This window comes from Rhizobium sp. C1 (genome assembly GCF_021026335.1).
Lineage (GTDB): Bacteria > Pseudomonadota > Alphaproteobacteria > Rhizobiales > Rhizobiaceae > Ensifer_A.
Genome location: NZ_JAJNCY010000005.1, coordinates 14,604 through 33,611, shown reverse-complemented (window position 1 = coordinate 33,611; position 19,008 = coordinate 14,604). Strand labels below are relative to the sequence as shown.

Genomic DNA, 19,008 nt, shown 5'->3' with positions numbered 1-19,008 from the left:
CGATCTCTCCTTCAATTTTCAAGCCGGTACGAATGAAAAACCCGCCCGCCTTCGATCTTTACGGCGTCAGCCGGTTGATGGGCTCGCCGCGGTGGAAGGCTTCCAGCACGTCGCAAAGCTGGGCGGCCAGCGTCTGCTGAGCCTCGGTCGAGGCCCAGGCGATATGCGGCGTCACCAGAACACGCGGATCGGCGGCAAGCTGCATGAGCAAACCGTCGCCGGGCGGTGGCTCGCGATCTGCCACATCGATCCCTGCGCCGGAAATCTGCCCGGCCTGAAGCGCCTGTTGAAGCGCTTCCAGATCGATGAGCGCGCCGCGCGCCGTGTTGATGATGATGGGCTTGCGGCGCATGGCGGCAAAGGCCTGCGCATCGAGAAGGAAGCGGGTCTTGTCGGTCAGCGGGCAATGCAGCGAAATGACATCGGCGCGGGCGCAGAATTCCTCGAAGGGGACGCGGCCGGGTGCGTCAGGTTCGCCGCGACGCGCGGCATAGATCACCTCCATGCCGAAGGCGGCGGCGAGTGTCGCGACTTTACCGCCGATCCCGCCCCTGCCGACAATGCCCATGGTGGCGCCCGAAAGATCGCGCACCGGATTGGAGAAGTAGCAGAACTGTCCGGCCCGCTGCCAGGCGCCATCGCGGACTTCCGACACGTAGGGGACGAGGCTGCGGCGCAGCGCCAGAAGCAGCGCAAAGACGTGTTCGGGCACGGTGTTGACCGAATATCCACGGATATTGCACACGGTCACGCCGCGCGCGGCGCAGGCGGCGATGTCGACGCAATCGTAGCCGGTCGCGGCAATGGCCACCAGCCGCAGGCCGGGCGCGGCATCGAGCACGTCCGGATCAATCCGCACCTTGTTGGTGATGGCGATTTCTGCATCGCTGAGGCGCGCCGCAGTTTCGCCCGGCGCGGTCTTCTCGAACGTGACCCAGCTATGATCGAAGCCCGGGCGCGGGACGTCGATATCGGGGGCGATGGTCGCCCGGTCCAGAAAGACGATACGGCTCACGCGCTTGCTCCTTCCATCATCTCTTTCGCCACCTCGACGATGCGCTGCGGGGTGATGCCGAAATGCTCATACAGCACCTCCGCCCGCGCCGATGCGCCGAACCCGCTCATGCCGATGAAGCGATCCTCCGGCCGCAGCCAGCGTTCCCAGCCGAAGGAGAGCGCCGCTTCGATGCCGATGCGCGGGGCGGTGCCGAGCACCGCTGCCCGGTAAGCCGTATCTTGCCGTTCGAACAGTTCCCAGCAGGGCATGGACACGACAGCCGCTGCAATGCCGAGACGGGCCAGCGCGTCGCGCGCCGCGACAGCAAGCCCCACTTCGGTGCCCGTGGCGATCAGCGTCAGGTCGCGCCGCTCCCCGGCTCCATGGAGGACATAGGCTCCGCGCCGGGTCATGTTTTCCTCCGCATCCTCGCGCACCTGTGAGGCCGCCTGCCGCGAGAGGGCGAAAAGGCTCGGCCCGCTGCGATGCTCGATGGCGACCTGCCAGGCCTCGGCCGTCTCCACCGCATCCGCCGGCCGGAAAACCAGCATGTTCGGCATGGCGCGGAAGCTTGCGAGGATCTCGACGGGTTGGTGCGTTGGCCCGTTGCTGCCCACGCCAATGGAATCATGGCTGAAGACGAAGAGCGCGGGCAGGCCCATCAGGGCCGCCATGCGCATGGCCGGCCGCTCGTAATCGGCAAACGCGAGATAGGTTACATTCACCGGGCGCAAGCCACCATGCGCGGCAATGCCGTCCGCCATCGCGCCCATCAGATGTTCGCGCACGCCGCAATGAACGTAGCTGCCATTGCGGTCGCCCACATCGAAAGCGGAGCGGCTGCGCTTGTGGTTGGTCGGCGCCTCCAGATCAGCGCAGAGAACGAGGGTTTCCGGCAGCACCGAGGCAAGCCCGTCGCAGAGATCGCCGGAAGACTGGATGGTGGCGCGCGGCGCGGCCTGTGCTGAGGCGGCGGCCTGCAGGGCACCAATCTGCTTCGTCCAGCCGGCGGGAAGTCCGCCCGAGATCCAGCGCTCGAATTCGACCTTGTCCGGATGGGCATCCAACCGCCTGCACCATGCGGCATGCGCGTCGGTGCCGCGTGCAAGCGCGTTGCGCCAATCGTTGCGTATATCCTCGGGCACCTCGAAAGGCGCGTGAGGCCAGGCGAGACCCGCACGCGCCTCCTGCGAATCCTCCGGCTTCAGCGGCGCGCTGTGGCCGCCGCGTTGCCCCTGAAGGCGGGGAATGCCGCGCGCAATTGTCGTCCGGCAGGCAATCAGCGACGGTCGCGGGTCGGCCTTGGCTGCATCGAGCGCGGCGGAGATGGCCTCGATATCGTGTCCATCAACCGCTTGAACCTGCCACCCGGCCGCGCGAAACCGCGCCGGTACGTCCTCGCTGATAGAAAGGGCGGTATCGCCATCATCGGTAATGTGGTTGTCGTCCCACAGGAAGGTCAGCTTGCCGAGCTGCAAATGACCGGCCAGCGAAATCGCCTCCTGTCCGATCCCTTCCTGCAGGCAGCCATCGCCGACAAAAGCCCACGTCCGATGGTCGACGAGGTCCTGTCCGAAACGCGCCGCCAGCCGTGCTTCCGCGACCGCCATGCCGACCGAACAGGCAATGCCCTGACCGAGAAGGCCCGTCGTAATCTCGATACCCGCGTGCTGCTCGATCTCGGGATGGCCGGCGCAGATCGAGCCGAGCTTGCGGAAGCTTTTCAGCGCGTCGATGGACACCTGTTCGTAGCCGGAAAGATGCAGCAACGTGTAAAGTAGCATCGATCCATGACCGTTGGAAAGCACGACTCGGTCGCGGTCTGGCCAGAGCGGGGCGGACGGGTCGACCTTCAAATGTCGCGCGTAAAGTGTCGCGGCGATTTCCGCCATGCCAAGCGGCACGCCCTGATGACCTTCGCCGGCGTTCAGAATTGAATCGAGGGCGAGAAAACGGATTGCGTGCGCCATGCGCTGAATGTCGACCATGGTTCCTCCCGTGGCTTGACCGTGCGGGCACGCCGAGCGCCTGCCAGGCCCGATGCGTAACCATCCGATACCTGAGACACAAACGACATTTCTTCATTGATTCATGAATCAGATTCACGTTAATCGAAGTGTATGATCGGTGGAGCGACACTTTCCATGCTGCGCAGTTTCGAGGCTGCGGCGCGGTACGGCCATTTCAAGGGGGCCGCCGAAGAGTTGCGCCTGTCGCCGAGCGCGATCAGCCATTCCGTTCGTCAGCTCGAGGAGGCGCTGGGCGTCAAGCTCTTTGAGCGGGCGGGAAGAGGTGTGCGGCCAACGCTCGAAGGGCTCGCCCTCCTGACGCGGCTGTCGGTTGCCTTCGATGAGATCAGGCGCGGCATCGAGGATGTGGGGCAGCGCGGTTCGGCGCTGCTGCGCATTCATTCGGCACCCAGTTTCGCAGCGCTCTGGCTTGCGCCGCGCCTCAAGCAGTTCACGACTCTGCATGAGCAGATCGAGCTGCGCCTGTCAGCGGATACGCAATACGCCCGCTTCACGCCCGACGATTTCGATGTCGACATCGTTTACGGGCCGGTTCGGGCAGAAAGCGTGATCGTCATTCCGATGGGCGAGGAAGAGGTTACGCCCCTTTGCGCGCCCGCAATCGCGAGCCGGATCGGAACGATCGAAGACATTGTCCGCTTTCCCCTGATCCAGAGCGAACAGAAACAGGTGCGCTGGGATGATTGGCTGAAGGTCAATGGCGTCAACAGGCCGCTGAACCGGCATCTGCGCTTCGACCGCAGCTTCATGGCGCTCGCCGCTGCCCGGAACGAGCTCGGCATCGCCTTCGAATCGGTGAGGCTCGCCGAGGAGAGCCTGGCTAACGGCCAACTCGTGGCCCCGTTCGCGCGAGGCGGAGGTAAACTCTACGACAGCGGGCACAGGCTCGTGCTCCCGCGTAACCGCCCCACTCGCAAGCCGGTACGCCTCTTCGTCACATGGCTGCTGGAGGGTCTGGGGCTTTCCGTTCCGCCCTTGATCTGAATTCACCCTTGCTCGGTGAGCGCCATAAATTGGCGGCGAACTTTTGTTTTTCTTGGGCCTTCCCGATACTGACAGTCTCGATCCGGATGAGTTTTCCGCGCATGGGCTCCGCTCAGGCTATCTGACGGCGGCGGCCAATCGGGGCATTCCCCTGCTTGAGGCCATGGAGCGGTCCCGGCATCGGTCCGTTCAGCAGGCATCGGAATATTTAAACAGCGCGACACGCAAAAGCGGACGGGCGGCTCGCTTATGCAGCGCGCACAGGCAGTTCACCATTGTCCTATGCGGCGAATTGGTTCTTCATAAAATTGCTTTGAAACTCGCGTGTCTCATAAAGGAGAAAGGCGATGTCTAATCCCATCTTCATGCCAATTTGGCGTATGACAGCCGCTGGCAACAGGCGATCAGCGATTTTGTGGATCCGGACTCGGGCTGCATGACCTCCGGATCGGTTCCGATCAGCGTGACGACCGCTTGTGCCTCTCCCTGCCAGTCGAGGATCGGTGCGGCGATCGCAACAAGGCCGGGAATGTAGCGGCCTTCGACTGAAGCGTAGCCGCGCTCACGCGTCTCCGCGACCAGCTTCTCGATATCCTTATCGCTGACGATCCGCTGGCCGGCGGTTGCCGATGTCCGGCGGGCCTCCCGCAATTCGGCGCTGCGGATATCCTTCAGGGGTGCCGGCGGCGCCCAGGCGAGAAAAGCCCGGCCAGTCGCCGAGTTGAGAAGCGGCAGGATCGTTCCGAGCCCCATCGAGGTGACGGCAGGCGTTGCAGCCCGCTCCCAGCGAACCACTGTCGCGCCATGCGTGCCCCAGACGGACAGCAGCACGGTGAGACCCGTTTCCTGGCAGAGTTCCGGCAGGACATCCGATGCGCGGTTGACGAAGTCGTGCCGCGCGAGGGCTGCAAGCCCCAGCATGACCGCGCCATGACCGAGATCGTATTTGCCCGAACGCCCGGCCTGGACGACAAGGCCCGCATTGGCAAAAGACGTCAGATAGCGATGCGCCTTGCTTGGCGGCATGCCGCAATCGCGCGCCAGTTCCGATAGCGCGACCGGCCCCGGATAGGCCCGCATTGCGTTCAGCAGCTTCAAGGCCGCATCGAGCGACTGGATGCCGCCAGACTGGCGATCATTGTCATCTTCATGGTCCGTCACGCCCGAATCCCCTCCCAACAAGCTTGCAAATCACAGGGCGACGATAGTCACCGCCGTCGCGTTTGAACAGGTGCCTCCCGATATCGCGGCGCAAGGCTGAGTCAGCAGCCACGGACCTCCAATGCATTTGAAAAGCATCTGAAACGCCTATCCCACATCGATGTCCGAAAAAAGAAAACCGAATGGATTCAGGCAAATATCACTTTTTGCGTTTTTCGCATTACGTAATGTATTGCACAGAACAGAAAATTGCATATCCTCAATTTCAGGGAGTTTTGAAGAATTCGGGAGGTTTCATGAAAAAGCTGGCTTCAGTCGAGATACTGGGTGGCGGTCCGGCCGGGCTCTATACGGCGATCCTGCTGCGGCGCATGATGCCGCACGTTCGCCTCCGCGTGACGGAGCAGAATGCCAAAGGCGCGACCTTCGGATTTGGCGTCGTCTTCTCCGATCAGGCGCTGGACTTCCTGAAGGCCGACGATCCGGAAACGCATGATCTGGTGACGCCGGCCATGGAGCGGTGGCGCAACATGACGCTCAACCTCCCTGCCGGTCAGGTGGTCCTGGATGGCGTCGGTTTCTCGGCGGTCGGCCGCCTTGAGCTGATCGAAATCCTGCGCAAACGCGCCGAGGCTCTCGGCGTCGAAATCCGCTTTTCGCAGCATATCGAGTCGCTGGATGATCTGGATGCGGATCTGATCATCGGCGCGGACGGGCTGAATTCGCTGGTGCGACGCTCCAACGAAGCAGGTTTCGGCGTCCATCTCGACCATTTCAGCAATCACTTCGCCTGGTTCGGCACGGAGCGTCCCTTCGACACGCTCACGCAGACCTTCGTGAAGACCGACAAGGGCGCGTTCAACGCCCACCATTATCGCTTCCAGCCGGACCGCAGCACGTTCATCGTCGAATGCGATGAAGCGACCTTCAAGGCCTATGGCTTTGCTGGGATGGGCGAAGAAGAGAGCGCCCGGCTCTGCGAAGGCATTTTTGCCGAGACGCTGGAGGGTGCCCCGCTCATCACCAACAAGTCGATGTGGCGGCAATTCCCGCGTCTTTGGTGCGACAAGTGGGTTTCGGGCCGCCATGTCCTTCTCGGTGATGCCGTCCACACCGCGCACTTTTCCATCGGCTCGGGAACGCGCCTTGCCATGGAAGATTCGATTGCGCTCGTTCGAGCCCTGGCGGGCCATGACGATGTGGACGAGGCGCTTGCCGCCTATCAGGCCGAACGCCAGCCGATCGCCAAGAAGATCGTCGATGCGGCGAACACCTCCGCCACATGGTACGAGAGCTTCGCCAGCAAGATGGACCTCCCGCCTGTCGACTTCGCCTTCGACTACATCACCCGGTCGGGCCGCATCGACATGGAGCGCCTGCGTCGCATGGCTCCGGAATTCGCTGCCCGTTACGAGGCGGAGGGCGGCAGGCAATCCACGGTGATTGCAGATCCTGTCGCTCCCCATGTACCGGGTGCCGCCGAGATCGGCTTCGACAAGGCCGCGCATGGCAACTGCTCCAATATTTTGTGGGACAATCTGGAACGCAACCCCCGGAAGATTGCTGTCACGGGACCGGCCGGAACGCTGACCTATGCAGACCTGATTGCGGAAGCCGCACGGTGGGGCAATGCATTCACCACAGCCGGTCTTCAACGCGGTGAGCGTATCGCATTCTTCATCGATGACACGCCGGTCTATCCGGCTGCCTTCTTCGGGGCGGTGCGGGCGGGCTTCGTGCCGGTTCTTCTCAACACGCAGACACCGCCGGACGTGCTGAACTATTTCCTGCAGGATACCGGCGCGAGGATTGCCCTGTGCGAGTCCACCTTTCTCGATGTCTTCTCCGACGACGTTCTGAAGGGAACATCGCTCAAGACCATCGTCGTCGCCAACGGGGCGGCAAAGGGCGAGAAGCAGCGCGCCGCTTCCGACTTCCTGGCCGGTCACCCGACAATGCTGGCCTGCGCATCAACCGGGCCGGACGACATGGCCTTCTGGATGTACTCTTCCGGCTCGACCGGCCGGCCGAAGGGTATCGTCCATCTTCATCACGACATGGCCTATACGCAGGCGTCCTTCGGCCGCCATGTGCTGAAGCTCACGGAAGACGATATCTGCTTCTCGGTGCCGAAGATCTTCTTTGCCTATGGCTTCGGCAATGCCTTCACCTTCCCCTTTTCGATCGGTGCCACCACCGTTCTGATGCCGGGCCAGCCGCGCGCGGACGCGGTGCTCGAGACCATCGAGACCTTCCGGCCAACCGTGCTGTTTGGCCTGCCGACGCTCTATACCTCGCTGGCGCGCGCCGAATCCGTCAAACGGCGCGACCTCAGTTCGTTGCGCCAGTCGATGTCGGCGGCAGAGGTTCTTTCCCAGGATATTTACGAGGCCTGGAAAGCGCTGACCGGTCATGGACCGACAGAGGGGCTGGGCTCGACCGAGCTTCTGCATATCTATCTCTCCAACAGCCTCACCGACCATCGCATCGGCTCCGCCGGCGCGCGTGTTCCCGGCTATGAGATCCGCCTGGAGACACCGGACGGCAAGGTGCCGGACGCAGGCGAGGAAGGTGTCATGTTCGTGCGCGGGCATTCGTCTGCGCCGACCTACTGGAACCGGCCGGACAAGACCCGCGAAACCATGCGCGGCGACTGGATCTATACCGGCGACCGTTTCATCGAGAAGGACGGCTACTACTTTTTCCAGGGTCGCGCCGACGAACTGATCAAGGTGTCCGGCCAATGGGTCTGGCCGCTCGAGGTCGAGCGATGCCTGAACGAGCATCCGGACGTTCACGAATGCGCGGTGCTCGGCCACCAGATGGAGGACCGGCGCATGACGCTGCGCGCCGTGATCCGGTTGCGTGAGGGCAAGGAGGCGAGCCCGGCGCAGAGCGACGCGCTGCGCGCCTATGTCAAGTCTCGGCTCCAGCCTTACAAATATCCGCGCATCGTCGAGTTCGTGACCGAACTGCCGAAGACCGGGACCGGCAAGATCGACCGGCAGGCAGTGGCGGCAGCTCCTGTCAGGGAGCTGGAACAGATCGTCGCCTGAATTTCAACGTCATAAACGGGAGGAGAGTTTTATGGCAACTTACGTATTGGTTCATGGCGCGTGCCATGAAGGGCATCATTTCGAAGACTGCGCGGCGCATCTGCGCGCCGCGGGGCACACTGTGTTCCTGCCGACGCTGAAGGGCAACCGGCCCGGCGACAGCCGGAAGACGACCACGCTGGAAGACGCCATCAACTCCCTGGTCGAATATTTCGACGAGAACAAGATCGATGACGCCATTCTGCTGGGTCACAGCTGGGGTGGCATCCCGATCACGGGAGCTGCGGACCGTCTCGCGCCCGGCCGCGTGCGGCGCCTGATCTATTACTGCGCCTTCGTGCCCAACAATGGCGAGAGCCTGATGGACCTGTGCCCGCCGCATTATCAGGTGTTGTTCCCGGCACTGGCCGGCGATACGGGAGAGGTTCTGTTCCCCTTCCCGATCCTGCGCGAGGCTTTTATCAATGATGCGAGCGCCGAGCAGGCGCAGGCGCTTTTCGACACGTTGAATCCGCAGCCCTTCAACACGATGAACGACCGGATCACCCTGTCGAAGAACCCGGCGGAGATGCAGATCGGCAAGTCCTTCCTGCATTGCACGGAGGATACCTCGCTGCCGCAATCGCTGCCCTTCCATCCGCGCCTGTCGGAAAAGCTGGGGCTCTACCGGCTCGTTTCGATGCCCGGCAGCCACTCGACCTTCGTCACCGCGCCGGCGCTTCTCGCCCAGAAGATCATCGAAGCCGGCAGGGACTGATCCCGCCGGATACGCCTATCGACAATTCGCGTTCCGCTCCTCGCGAGGCGGAACGCCAGCTCTCAGGAAGGAAGCATTCATGACCCTCGTTCTTCCCGCGCCGCCGACCCCGACGGTTGCCGTTCACGGCACGGACTCCCGTTTTCCGGTACGGCGGATCTTCTGCGTCGGGCGCAATTATGCGGCCCATGCGCGCGAGATGGGCAAGGACCCGGATCGGGAGCCGCCCTTCTTCTTTTCCAAACCCGCTGATGCGGTTGTCGACAGCGGCGAGACGGTCGCCTATCCGCCACAGACGGAGAACTTTCATTATGAGGCCGAGCTGGTTGTTGCCATCGGCAAGGCCGGACGTGACATTACGCTGGACCATGCGCTCAATCATATCTGGGGCTATGCCGTCGGCAATGACCTGACACGCCGCGATCTTCAGCTCGCTGCCCGCGACCAGGGCCGGCCTTGGGACTTTGGCAAGGCCTTCGACCGCTCCGCAGTGATCGGCCCGATCCATGCGGTCGCCGATGCCGGACATCCGTCCAAGGGATCGATCCGGCTTACCGTCAACGGCGCGGTCAAACAGGATGCCGATCTGGCCGAACTGATCTGGTCCGTGCCGGAGGTCATATCCTTCCTGTCGCATTCGATTGCGCTGGCGCCCGGCGATCTCATCATGACCGGCACACCGGCCGGTGTCGGACCGCTCGTTCCGGGCGATGTCTGCGTCGTGACGATCGAGGGTCTCGGCTCCATCGAAACACCGATCGGACCGCGGACATGACGTTCAGGCTTCACAACTTCTTCCGCTCCTCGACGTCGGTGCGCGTGCGCGCGGCACTGAATCTGAAGGGGCTGGATTATGAATACATTCCCTATGTGCTGCGCCGGGGCGACACGCGGCAACCCGACTATCTCGCCATGAACCCGGCCGGGCTTGTCCCGGTTCTGGAGCGCGAGGACGGATCGCACCTCACGCAGTCGCTCGCCATCCTGGAATGGCTGGAGGAGAAGTATTCTGTCCCTCCGATCCTGCCAGCCGATGCCGATGGCCGGGCACGGGTTCGCGCGCTCTCCCTGATGATTGCCTGTGAGGTTCATCCGCTGAACAATCTGCGGGTTCTCGGCTATCTCGGCAACCGTTTCGGCGCTGACGAGGCAGCGCAGAAGGAATGGTTCACCCATTGGGTGGAGCTGACCTTCGACGCCCTGGAGGCCGAACTTGCGGGCCATCCCCAAACGGGCACATTCTGCCATGGCGACATGCCCACAATGGCGGACATCTGCCTCTATGCGCAGGTCTGGAACAACCGCCGTTTCGACATCGCGACAGAGAAATGGCCTGAGATAGACCGCATCTTCAAACGTCTCGACACCATTCCCGCTTTCAACAACGCCGCGCCGCCCAACCAGCCGGATGCGGGCTAACAGACCTCAAGGCCGTCCCACAGGAGGAGTTCGTCATGCTCGACAAGACCGATAAAGCCCATGGCAATGCGATGATGCCGGAGGACACGCCCGAGCTGCGCGCGCTCTATCAGGCTTTCGAGGAACAGCAGCTGATGCCGCTCTGGACCCAGCTTGGCAACCTGATGCCGCGCCATCCGATGCCGCGGGCGGTTCCCCATGTCTGGCGCTGGGCCGATCTTCTGCCGCTGGCGCAAAAGGCGGGCGAACTCGTTCCGGTCGGACGTGGCGGCGAGCGCCGTGCCCTTGGTCTTGCCAATCCGGGCCTGGGCGGAAACGCCTATATCAGCCCGACGCTCTGGGCGGCGATCCAGTATCTCGGGCCGCGCGAAACGGCGCCCGAACACCGCCACGCGCAGAACGCCTTCCGCTTTGTCATCGAAGGCGAAGGCGTCTGGACGGTCGTCAACGGCGATCCGGTGCGCATGAGCCGCGGCGATCTGCTGCTCACCCCCGGCTGGCACTTCCACGGCCACCACAACGACACCGACCATCCCATGGCCTGGATCGACGGGCTCGACATTCCCTTCTGCCAGCAGATGGATGTCGGCTTCTTCGAATTCGGCTCCGACCGTGTCACGGATTATTCGACGCCGAAATTCTCGCGCGGCGAGCGACTCTGGTGCCATCCGGGCCTGCGCCCGCTTTCTGGTCTGCGCGACACGGTCAATTCGCCGATCGGCGCCTATCGCTGGGAATTCACCGACCGGGCGCTGACCGAGCAATTGCTTCTGGAAGAGGAAGGCCAGCCGGCGACGGTCGAACAGGGTCATGCCGCGATCCGCTACGTCAACCCGACGACCGGCGGCGATGTCATGCCGACCATCCGTTGCGAGTTTCACCGCCTGCGTGAGGGAACGGAGACGCCTGTCCGGCGCGAGGTGGGTTCGACGATCTTCCAGGTCTTCGACGGCAAGGGTGCGGTCGTTCTCGACGGCGTGACCCACACGCTCAATGTCGGCGACATGTTCGTGATCCCCTCTTGGATTCCGTGGTCGCTGCAGGCGGAATCGCAGCTTGATCTCTTCCGTTTCTCCGACGCGCCGATCATGGAACGTCTGAACTTCATGCGCACGCACGTTGCGGAGCCGGAGCGATGAGCACGGCTCTCGACGACGCGCGGGCTGCGTTGAAGGAACGGCAGGGGCTCGGCGCACGCTACGATGCGCCGGGCGCGCCGGCCCGCGAACTCGACTGGGCGCGGCGGGGCACGGCCTATTTCGCCCGTATCCTCAACGACCTCCCCGACGATGCGCTCGACGAACCGAGTGCGATCATCGGCTTTTCGCGCCGCCGCCTCATTGCCCAGGTCGGATATCAGGCGCGGCTCTTCAGCGAAATCGTGGCCTGGGCCAGAAGCGGGCAAACCGCGCCTTTCCCCAAGGAGGCCGCTGTTTCTCCCGATGATCTCGAGTTCGGCATCACCCAGCCGTCGCGTGCATTGCGCTATCTGTTCGAACATTCTGCCATCCACCTGAACGTGGAATGGCGCGACATGACCGATGCCGTCTGGGATCAGTCCGTGACAGATATCAAAGGCAAATCGTTCAACCTCCGTCAAACGCCGCTGTTGAGGGCAAAATCACTCTGGCAACATGCTCTCGACCTCAAGGCAGGCGCACGGAAGACGGATCTCCCCATCGAGCTCAGATGAAGTTTGCTCGGCGGCATCGTAAACTTAACGGTCGCGAGACAAGCTGGGATGCTGTGTATCTGCAGAGGATCATACCCGGGCGATTTTCGCGTATTGGTCCATCGCGGCGGGACGCGGTTCGCGATGGTGGCTGGCGGAAATGTCGTTGCGGGAGATATGGAAGAGGTTTGCGATTGGGTCGTGGATGGATGCGAAGCGCTGCAAATATCGCCGTGACTTGAAGCGCTTCGTGATCCGCTCACGTCGCCGGATCGGCTGATGGGAGTTCTCTGCCCGGTTGTTAAGCCCCTTGTACGATCGATGTTCCACGCCGGGCATGATGTCTCGTTTCGCAGCCTCATCGGATCGGAGCTTGTCCGTCACCATAACGCGTGGCGCACGGCCTTGGCCTTCAGCAGCTTGCGCGTCAGGCGTCCGGCTGGCACTGCGGGGGCTGAAAGCATCTTCACTCTCCTGAAGCGGGAGCGGATACGTCGCAAGGTCTACCGTTCACGCGATGAAGCTTGCCAGGATGTTTTCGACTATATCGAAATGTTCTACAACACCGAACGCAAACACGTCAGAAATGCAATGCTGTCGCCTGTTGAATTCGAAAACAGGCAGAAATCATAACCCGAGGGTGTCTACGAAACTCGGGCTATTCATACTCAGCCAAGCGTCTGGCTGGCGAGACTGTAGATTCTTGGCGCGTTCGCCGCGTCCAATATGTAATCCGCTAGTGTCTTGCCGAATGACATGGTCAGCACAGTGTCAAACACCGTCAGGCCGCTATGTACGACATGGAACGCGAAGTCGCCTGTCTCGAAATGGGTATCGAGACGCAGGAATGTATCCTTGTGATCGCGGATATGCGGTGAGACGACAGCGATGGCGTCCTCATCATCCGCCGCGACGATGGGGCCGACCACATGGCCGCGTCCGAAGCGGCGGCAGAGCGAAAAGGCTTGCAGCGCGCCGTTACGGAAGAGGCCATAGCCGCGTGAATGCTGAAAGAGCTTCTCCATAAGGACTGCCCTCGAAACGCCGAAGGCGCTCGCATCCAGCGCGATCGCAGCGGCGAGATCGTCGTCCGTCAGAGCGCGCAAATCGCCGGAAACCGGATGTTCTGCAGGGGGATTGGTGACGACACCCTGACATTGATAGACCGTCTTCTCCGGCTTGAAGCCCAGCGAGAGATAAAGCCGCTGGGCCGCGCGCGTGGCATTGAGACGCAGGTTGACGCCCTCAAGGTCCTTCAGCGCATATTCCATCAGCCAGAGGCCTGTGCCCTGCGTCTGCAAGCGCGGTGACGTGATCACCATGCCGATCGTCGCAAGCTCGGGCGAATGGCGGAACCACATGGCCGAACTCATGATGCGGCCGATGTCGTCAGTCGCGACGACGCCCTTGCCGACCTCACGCAGAAATTGCCAGTCGGCACCGCGATGCGGCCAGCCGACGGAAATCGACAGCGTATGAAGCTGTTCAAGATCGGCATGGACGACATCGCCGATCTGTATCGCAAAGGCGTCAATCTGGAGCCTTTCGCCCGGCATCACTGTCTCGGCCACCGATCAATCCTCGAAATAATTCAGAGCACACTGCGCCTTCGATGTAAGGCAGCAGAATTATCCTAACCATGCGTGACCGCATATTTTGCTCGAAAAATCCTTCACAGCACAACATTCGACCGAATGGCAGACAGGTTCGGCATGGAATCCCGCTGAAAACAGCCATTCTGAGACCCTGCCGAACCATGTCACAATCCACTGCAGGCTGCACCGGGGAATTCATGAACGCGACGGAAATTCTGGAAAAGCTCGTGTCCTTCGACAGCGTTGTCGGCACGCCGAATGGTGGGATCGCGTCATGGATCAGCGACTATCTCGCCAGTCATGGCGTAACCGCGCATGTCCTTGCAGGACCGGAAGGCGATCGCAGCAATCTCTTCGCCACGATCGGGCCGGGCGATCTCCCCGGCTATATCCTCTCCGGCCATATGGATGTCGTTCCGGCAGAAGCCGGCGAATGGACCACCCATCCCTTTACCCTGCGCCGTGACGGCGACAAGCTTTTCGGCCGCGGAACGACCGACATGAAGGGCTATCTGGCCGCGGCGCTTGCTGCCGTTCCACAGCTCGCCACGGCGGGGCTCATGCGGCCGGTCCACCTTGCCTTTTCCTATGACGAGGAGGCAGGCTGCCGCGGTGTGCCGCATCTGATCGCCCGGCTGCCGGCGCTTTGCGCGCCGCCGCTGGGCGCCATCATCGGCGAACCGAGCAACATGCGTCCTGTACTTGCCCATAAGGGCAAGGCCGCCGCGCGGGTCACGATCCGGGGGCGGGCCGGCCATTCCTCGCGCCCTGATCTGGGGCTCAATTCCATCCATGCCATGGCGGGCATACTCAATGCCGCGATCGATCAGGCGGCACACCTGGCGCACGGCCCGTTCGATGCGGCTTTCGAGCCGGCTTATTCCTCACTGCAGGCCGGCGTCATCGCGGGCGGCAAGGCCATCAATATCGTGCCGGACCTATGCTCGCTGGAGATGGAAGCCCGCGCCATATCGGGCGTCAATCCCCGCGATCTACTCGGGCCCATCCGCAAGGTGGCGGAAGCGTTGCGCGATCACGGCTTCGTCGTCGAATGGGACGAGATGAGCGCCTATCCGGCGCTGGCGCTTGCCGCGAGCAGCCCGCTCGCGCATCTGTTGGAGGAACTGACCGGCCAGACGCCGCTCGGCGCCGTCAGCTACGGAACCGAGGCCGGGCTCTATCAGGCCGCCGGCATCGACGCGCTGATCTGCGGCCCCGGCGACATTGGCCGCGCCCACAAGCCGGACGAGTTCATTCTCGAAAGCGAGCTTGTCGCCTGCCAGCGCTTCATCGAGGCGCTGGGGCAACGCTGCACGGCATAGGACAACAAACCGATGACCTTTCTCTTCAATTCGGACGCCAGGCGCGGCACAATCTTTGCCGATGCCTTCGCGCAGGCCCTGCCCGAGATCCCCTTCAGCATGGATGCGGCGAGCGTCGATGCCGACGCCGTGCGCTATCTCATCACCTGGACGGCGCCCGCCGATCTGGCGCGCTACCGCAATCTCGAAATCCTCTTTTCGATCGGGGCGGGCGTCGACCAGCTTAATCTCGCGGCGATTCCCGAGCATGTGAAGGTCGTGCGCATGGTCGAGGACGGGATCGTGCGGATGATGCAGGAATATGTGCTGCTGGCCACGCTTGCCCTGCATCGTAATCTGCCCGCCTATCTCGACCGGCAGCGGCAGGGAGTCTGGTTGTCGATGCCGCAGATGCAGGCGCAAGACCGTCGCGTCGGCATTCTTGGCCTTGGCATGCTGGCACAGGCAGTGCTCGATCGGCTGAAGCCGCTCGGCTTCCCGCTGTCCGGCTGGAGCCGCAGCCCGCGTGAGCTTGATGGCGTCACCTGCCATCACGGTGCGGCCGGGCTTGAGACCATGCTGGCGCAAACCGACATACTCGTCTGCCTGCTGCCGCTGACGGAAGAAACGCGCGGGTTCCTGAACGCCGATCTCTTTGCGAAACTTCCGCAAGGGGCTGCGCTGATCCATACGGGGCGCGGCCCGCAGCTCGATCAGAGCGCGCTCATTGAGGCGCTGGACAGCGACCACCTCTCTGCGGCCATGATCGATGTCACCGATCCGGAGCCCCTACCCGCCGATCATCCGCTCTGGCGGCATCCGAAGATCATCCTCACCCCGCATATTGCCAGTGTCACCCAGCCGGAAACGGCGGCCCGCGCCGTCATAGAGAATATCCAGCTGCATCTCTCCGGCCGCGATCCCATCGGTCTTGTCGACCGCGTACGCGGCTATTGACCCGAACAACCCTCGAAAGGAACACTATGTCTCTCCTGAAAACGCTCGACCCGAACCCGACCTTCAACCCCAAGGAATCCGGACCGCTGCCGGAGCGTCTGATCGCAGGATCGCCGGCCTTCAAGACCTGGGCCATGGACGAGGCCAAGGACGGCAAGGTTCTCTCCGGCGTGTGGGAAGCGACGCCTGGCGAAACCAAATCGATCAAGGGCGAGGTCTTCGAGTTCTGCCATATCCTGTCCGGCGTCGTCGAAATTACGCCCGATGGCGGCGAACCGGTGATTTACAAGGCGGGCGACAGCTTTGTCATGAAGCCCGGCTTTACCGGCATCTGGAAGACGATCGAAACGGTGCGCAAGATCTACGTCGTCGTCAACTGACGCAACGGAGCATTGCCTCCCCATCACTGCGCAGGCGCGGCAGCAAAAGATTTGTCTGCCGCCCGGCCTCAAAACGCAAGAAACGGCGGAGGAGCGTGGCTCACGCAACCGTTCGTGCTCGCACGTTCCCGGTAGTCTTCTGCAAAGACCGAAAGGAACAGCCCCCATGAGCCTCAGTTTCAACCCCGACACGCTTGCCCTGCCGATCGGTCATTTCATCGGCGGAAAGCTGATCGAGGCTCGCGACGGACTCGACATGCATCGCCCCTCCGACGGCAAGGCCTATGCCCATTGCCCGGTCGCCGATGCGGAACTCGTGAACCATGCGGTTGAAAATGCCAAGGCGGCGCTGAAATCCAGCAATTGGGGCGGCATCCGCCCGCGCGAACGCACGAAAGCGCTGCAGGCCTGGGCAGACCTGATCGAAGCGGAAGCCGAAACGCTGGCGAAGATCGAGGCGCTGTCCTCAACTCGCCCCGTCGGCCAGCTTGTGGCCGGCGACATTGCGGTCACAGCAGAGCAGATCCGGTTCTTCGCCGAGTTCGCCGACAAGGAAGGCAGCGATGTCGTGCCGACCGATGACGCCACATTCGGCATGACGATCAGCGAACCTTATGGCGTGGTGGGTGCGATCACGCCGTGGAACTTCCCCATTTCCATGGCCGGCTGGAAGCTCGGCCCGGCACTTGCCGCCGGCAACGCCGTCGTCATCAAGCCGTCCGAAATGACGCCCTTTTCGACCGTCTACATGGCGCAACTGGCCGTCAAGGCGGGGATTCCCGCGGGCCTCATCAACGTCGTTCTTGGCGACGGCCCGACGACCGGCAATGCGCTGACCGGCCATGCCGATATCGCCAAGGTAAGCTTCACCGGCTCGACCCGCGCCGGCGCGGCCATCATGGAGAACATTGCCCGCACCGGCGTCAAGCCGATGACGCTGGAGCTGGGCGGCAAGAGCCCGCAGCTCGTTTTTGCCGATGCCGATCTGGACAAGGCTGCCGCCGCGATTGCCGGCAGCGTCATCTTCAACGCCGGACAGGCCTGCGTCGCCGGTACGCGGCTGATCGTCGAGAAATCGGTCGCCGAAGAGCTCATCGCCGCGATCATCGTCCGCATGCAGGCCGCCCGCCCCGGCCCGACCTGGGAGGCGGCGACACAATATTCGCCCATCATTTCCGAGCGCCAGCGCGGCCGCATCGCCAGCATCGTGGAGGCTGCGAAGGCCGCCGGCGGCGAATGCCTGACGGGCGGCTTAGAGATGGAGGGCGCCGGCTATTTCTACGCACCGACGCTGATTTCGGGCGTGACGCAGTACAATCCGGCGATTGTCGAGGAAATCTTCGGTCCCGTTCTCACCGTCCAGACCTTTGAGACGGAAGAGGAAGCGCTTGCCCTTTCCGCCCACCCCATCTACGGCCTCGCCTCTGGTCTCTTCACCTCGGATCTCTCCCGCACGCTGCGTTTCGCCCGCGCGCTGGAAGCCGGCACGGTCTGGGTCAACCGCTACAGCCGCTCGCGTGACCACATCCTGCCCACCGGCGGCTACAAGCGCTCCGGTATCGGCAAGGACCTCGGCCGCGAGGCCTATGAGGCCAATCGCAAAAGCAAGAGCGTACTCATCAGTCTTTGAGGATGAAGAGATGAAAACCCACACGATCGCATTGATCCCCGGCGACGGCATCGGCCGCGACGTCACGGACGCCGCCTGGGCTGTGCTGCAAACCGTTGCCAAGACGTCTGGCTTCACACTGGCGGCGACGGAATTCCCGTGGTCCTGCGCGTTCTATAAGGAGACCGGCCGGATGATGCCGGAAGACGGGATCGAGACGCTGCGTCCCTTCGACGCCATCCTTCTCGGCGCGGTCGGCTGGCCGGCGGAGGTGCCGGATTCGGTCTCGCTCCACGGCCTGCTGCTGCCGATCCGCAAGGCCTTCGTGCAATATGCCAATATCCGCCCGCACCGGCTGCTGCCGGGTGTGCAAGGCCCGCTGAAGGCAGAGGGCTTCGACATTCTCTGCATTCGCGAGAACACCGAAGGCGAATATTCGGGCGCTGGCGGGCGTGTCCATCAGGGCATGGACAACGAGGTCGCCGTCGAGACCTCGATCTTCACCCGAAAGGGCGTCGAGCGCATCATCCGCTTCGGCTTCGAGCAGGCCCGCGCGCGGCGCGGCAAGCTCGCCTCCGTCACCAAGTCCAATGCGCAGAAGTACTCCATGGTCTTCTGGGACGAGATCACGAAGCAACTCGCCGCCGAATACCCGGATGTCGAGGTGACGAGCTATCATGTCGATGCGCTCGCCGCCCGCATGGTCATGGCACCGGAAAGCCTTGACGTCATCGTGGCCTCCAACCTCTTCGGCGACATCCTGACCGATCTGGGTGCCGCCATTCAGGGCGGCCTCGGTTTTGCGGCCTCCGCCAATATCAACCCCGACCGCTCCGCGCCTTCCATGTTCGAGCCTGTCCACGGCTCCGCACCGGACATTGCCGGAAAGGGCATCGCCAACCCCATGGCGACGATCTGGTCCGGCGCGATGATGCTCGATCACTTAGGCGAAAGGGATGCGGCCGCCCGCGTCATGGCGGCACTTTCCGCCGTCACCGCGAAGGGCATCGGCACCGTTCCGGGCAAGGACTCGACCGACACGATCACTGCTGCGGTCATCGCCGCGCTCACCGCTGAATAAGGACAGACC

General features: G+C 62.9%; 16 protein-coding genes and 3 pseudogenes. 14 read left to right on the top strand and 5 right to left on the bottom strand.

The window, feature by feature from the left end; genetic code table 11:
* Nucleotides 1-58: 58 nt before the first annotated feature.
* On the bottom strand, nt 59-1,015 hold the full coding sequence (locus LQK83_RS12160) for an NAD(P)-dependent oxidoreductase (RefSeq protein ID WP_230837679.1): 957 nt from the start codon (nt 1,013-1,015) through the stop codon (nt 59-61).
* The gene (tkt, locus tag LQK83_RS12155; RefSeq protein ID WP_230837678.1) at nt 1,012-2,985 is read right to left on the bottom strand and encodes a transketolase; all 1,974 of its coding nucleotides are present in this window, start codon (nt 2,983-2,985) and stop codon (nt 1,012-1,014) included. Before tkt ends, LQK83_RS12160 begins: the two co-directional genes overlap by 4 nt.
* 156 nt (nt 2,986-3,141) lie before the next feature.
* On the opposite strand from tkt, the gene LQK83_RS12150 reads away from it, so the two are divergent.
* Both LQK83_RS12150 and LQK83_RS12145 read left to right on the top strand, forming a co-directional pair.
* The gene (locus tag LQK83_RS12150) at nt 3,142-4,011 is read left to right on the top strand and encodes a LysR substrate-binding domain-containing protein (protein ID WP_230837677.1); all 870 of its coding nucleotides are present in this window, start codon (nt 3,142-3,144) and stop codon (nt 4,009-4,011) included.
* A gap of 76 nt (nt 4,012-4,087) precedes the next feature.
* Nucleotides 4,088-4,261, top strand: a pseudogene (locus LQK83_RS12145) (integrase); the annotation flags it as partial.
* A 113-nt stretch (nt 4,262-4,374) separates the two neighbouring features.
* Here LQK83_RS12145 and LQK83_RS12140 read toward each other — a convergent pair.
* Nucleotides 4,375-5,172: an IclR family transcriptional regulator gene (locus LQK83_RS12140; protein WP_230837676.1), complete on the bottom strand. Its 798-nt coding sequence runs from the start codon at nt 5,170-5,172 to the stop codon at nt 4,375-4,377.
* Between the two features lie 296 nt (nt 5,173-5,468).
* Between LQK83_RS12140 and LQK83_RS12135 the strand changes: the two genes are divergently transcribed.
* The 6 genes from LQK83_RS12135 to LQK83_RS12110 all read left to right on the top strand — a co-directional run bounded on the left by LQK83_RS12135 (nt 5,469) and on the right by LQK83_RS12110 (nt 12,097).
* A complete protein-coding gene (locus tag LQK83_RS12135; protein ID WP_230837675.1) occupies nt 5,469-8,228 on the top strand; it encodes a benzoate-CoA ligase family protein in 2,760 nt (919 codons plus the stop codon).
* 31 nt (nt 8,229-8,259) lie between these two features.
* The gene (locus LQK83_RS12130) at nt 8,260-8,985 is read left to right on the top strand and encodes an alpha/beta fold hydrolase (protein ID WP_230837674.1); all 726 of its coding nucleotides are present in this window, start codon (nt 8,260-8,262) and stop codon (nt 8,983-8,985) included.
* Between the two features lie 79 nt (nt 8,986-9,064).
* Nucleotides 9,065-9,760 (top strand): fumarylacetoacetate hydrolase family protein, encoded by a 696-nt coding sequence (locus tag LQK83_RS12125; RefSeq protein ID WP_230837673.1) that lies wholly within the window; start codon nt 9,065-9,067, stop codon nt 9,758-9,760.
* Nucleotides 9,757-10,404, top strand: coding sequence for a maleylacetoacetate isomerase (maiA, locus tag LQK83_RS12120; protein WP_230837672.1), 648 nt, complete (start codon nt 9,757-9,759; stop codon nt 10,402-10,404). The genes LQK83_RS12125 and maiA overlap by 4 nt, the downstream gene beginning before the upstream one ends.
* Nucleotides 10,405-10,439: 35 nt before the next feature.
* The gene (locus LQK83_RS12115) at nt 10,440-11,543 is read left to right on the top strand and encodes a cupin domain-containing protein (protein ID WP_230837671.1); all 1,104 of its coding nucleotides are present in this window, start codon (nt 10,440-10,442) and stop codon (nt 11,541-11,543) included.
* Nucleotides 11,540-12,097 (top strand): maleylpyruvate isomerase N-terminal domain-containing protein, encoded by a 558-nt coding sequence (locus tag LQK83_RS12110; protein WP_230837670.1) that lies wholly within the window; start codon nt 11,540-11,542, stop codon nt 12,095-12,097. The genes LQK83_RS12115 and LQK83_RS12110 overlap by 4 nt, the downstream gene beginning before the upstream one ends.
* A gap of 69 nt (nt 12,098-12,166) precedes the next feature.
* On the opposite strand, the pseudogene LQK83_RS12105 reads toward LQK83_RS12110, so the two are convergent.
* A pseudogene (locus LQK83_RS12105) lies at nt 12,167-12,516 on the bottom strand (DDE-type integrase/transposase/recombinase); the annotation flags it as partial.
* A 7-nt stretch (nt 12,517-12,523) separates the two neighbouring features.
* Between LQK83_RS12105 and LQK83_RS12100 the strand changes: the two are divergent.
* A pseudogene (locus LQK83_RS12100) lies at nt 12,524-12,709 on the top strand (IS3 family transposase); the annotation flags it as partial.
* 35 nt (nt 12,710-12,744) lie between these two features.
* Here the strand turns inward: LQK83_RS12100 and LQK83_RS12095 are convergent.
* The gene (locus tag LQK83_RS12095; RefSeq protein ID WP_230837926.1) at nt 12,745-13,632 is read right to left on the bottom strand and encodes a GNAT family N-acetyltransferase; all 888 of its coding nucleotides are present in this window, start codon (nt 13,630-13,632) and stop codon (nt 12,745-12,747) included.
* Nucleotides 13,633-13,868: 236 nt separating this feature from the next.
* Here LQK83_RS12095 and argE point away from each other — a divergent pair, with 236 nt between their 5' ends.
* The 5 genes from argE to LQK83_RS12070 all read left to right on the top strand — a co-directional run bounded on the left by argE (nt 13,869) and on the right by LQK83_RS12070 (nt 18,999).
* Nucleotides 13,869-14,993 carry an acetylornithine deacetylase gene (argE, locus tag LQK83_RS12090; protein ID WP_230837669.1) on the top strand — a complete coding sequence of 375 codons (1,125 nt, stop codon included), beginning with the start codon at nt 13,869-13,871 and terminating at the stop codon, nt 14,991-14,993.
* Nucleotides 14,994-15,005: 12 nt separating this feature from the next.
* Nucleotides 15,006-15,929, top strand: coding sequence for a 2-hydroxyacid dehydrogenase (locus LQK83_RS12085; RefSeq protein ID WP_230837668.1), 924 nt, complete (start codon nt 15,006-15,008; stop codon nt 15,927-15,929).
* A gap of 26 nt (nt 15,930-15,955) precedes the next feature.
* A complete protein-coding gene (locus tag LQK83_RS12080; protein WP_230837667.1) occupies nt 15,956-16,309 on the top strand; it encodes a cupin domain-containing protein in 354 nt (117 codons plus the stop codon).
* A gap of 166 nt (nt 16,310-16,475) precedes the next feature.
* Nucleotides 16,476-17,939 (top strand): aldehyde dehydrogenase family protein, encoded by a 1,464-nt coding sequence (locus LQK83_RS12075; RefSeq protein WP_230837666.1) that lies wholly within the window; start codon nt 16,476-16,478, stop codon nt 17,937-17,939.
* Between the two features lie 10 nt (nt 17,940-17,949).
* Nucleotides 17,950-18,999 carry a tartrate dehydrogenase gene (locus LQK83_RS12070; protein WP_230837665.1) on the top strand — a complete coding sequence of 350 codons (1,050 nt, stop codon included), beginning with the start codon at nt 17,950-17,952 and terminating at the stop codon, nt 18,997-18,999.
* Nucleotides 19,000-19,008 lie beyond the last annotated feature (9 nt).

Coding starts and splice junctions, on each gene's coding strand:
- tkt (WP_230837678.1), bottom strand. CDS start 2,985: ATGGTCGACATTCAGCGCATGGCGCACGCAATCCGTTTTCTCGCCCTC.
- LQK83_RS12150 (WP_230837677.1), top strand. CDS start 3,142: ATGCTGCGCAGTTTCGAGGCTGCGGCGCGGTACGGCCATTTCAAGGGG.
- LQK83_RS12135 (WP_230837675.1), top strand. CDS start 5,469: ATGAAAAAGCTGGCTTCAGTCGAGATACTGGGTGGCGGTCCGGCCGGG.
- LQK83_RS12130 (WP_230837674.1), top strand. CDS start 8,260: ATGGCAACTTACGTATTGGTTCATGGCGCGTGCCATGAAGGGCATCAT.
- LQK83_RS12125 (WP_230837673.1), top strand. CDS start 9,065: ATGACCCTCGTTCTTCCCGCGCCGCCGACCCCGACGGTTGCCGTTCAC.
- maiA (WP_230837672.1), top strand. CDS start 9,757: ATGACGTTCAGGCTTCACAACTTCTTCCGCTCCTCGACGTCGGTGCGC.
- LQK83_RS12115 (WP_230837671.1), top strand. CDS start 10,440: ATGCTCGACAAGACCGATAAAGCCCATGGCAATGCGATGATGCCGGAG.
- LQK83_RS12110 (WP_230837670.1), top strand. CDS start 11,540: ATGAGCACGGCTCTCGACGACGCGCGGGCTGCGTTGAAGGAACGGCAG.
- LQK83_RS12095 (WP_230837926.1), bottom strand. CDS start 13,632: ATGCCGGGCGAAAGGCTCCAGATTGACGCCTTTGCGATACAGATCGGC.
- argE (WP_230837669.1), top strand. CDS start 13,869: ATGAACGCGACGGAAATTCTGGAAAAGCTCGTGTCCTTCGACAGCGTT.
- LQK83_RS12085 (WP_230837668.1), top strand. CDS start 15,006: ATGACCTTTCTCTTCAATTCGGACGCCAGGCGCGGCACAATCTTTGCC.
- LQK83_RS12080 (WP_230837667.1), top strand. CDS start 15,956: ATGTCTCTCCTGAAAACGCTCGACCCGAACCCGACCTTCAACCCCAAG.
- LQK83_RS12075 (WP_230837666.1), top strand. CDS start 16,476: ATGAGCCTCAGTTTCAACCCCGACACGCTTGCCCTGCCGATCGGTCAT.
- LQK83_RS12070 (WP_230837665.1), top strand. CDS start 17,950: ATGAAAACCCACACGATCGCATTGATCCCCGGCGACGGCATCGGCCGC.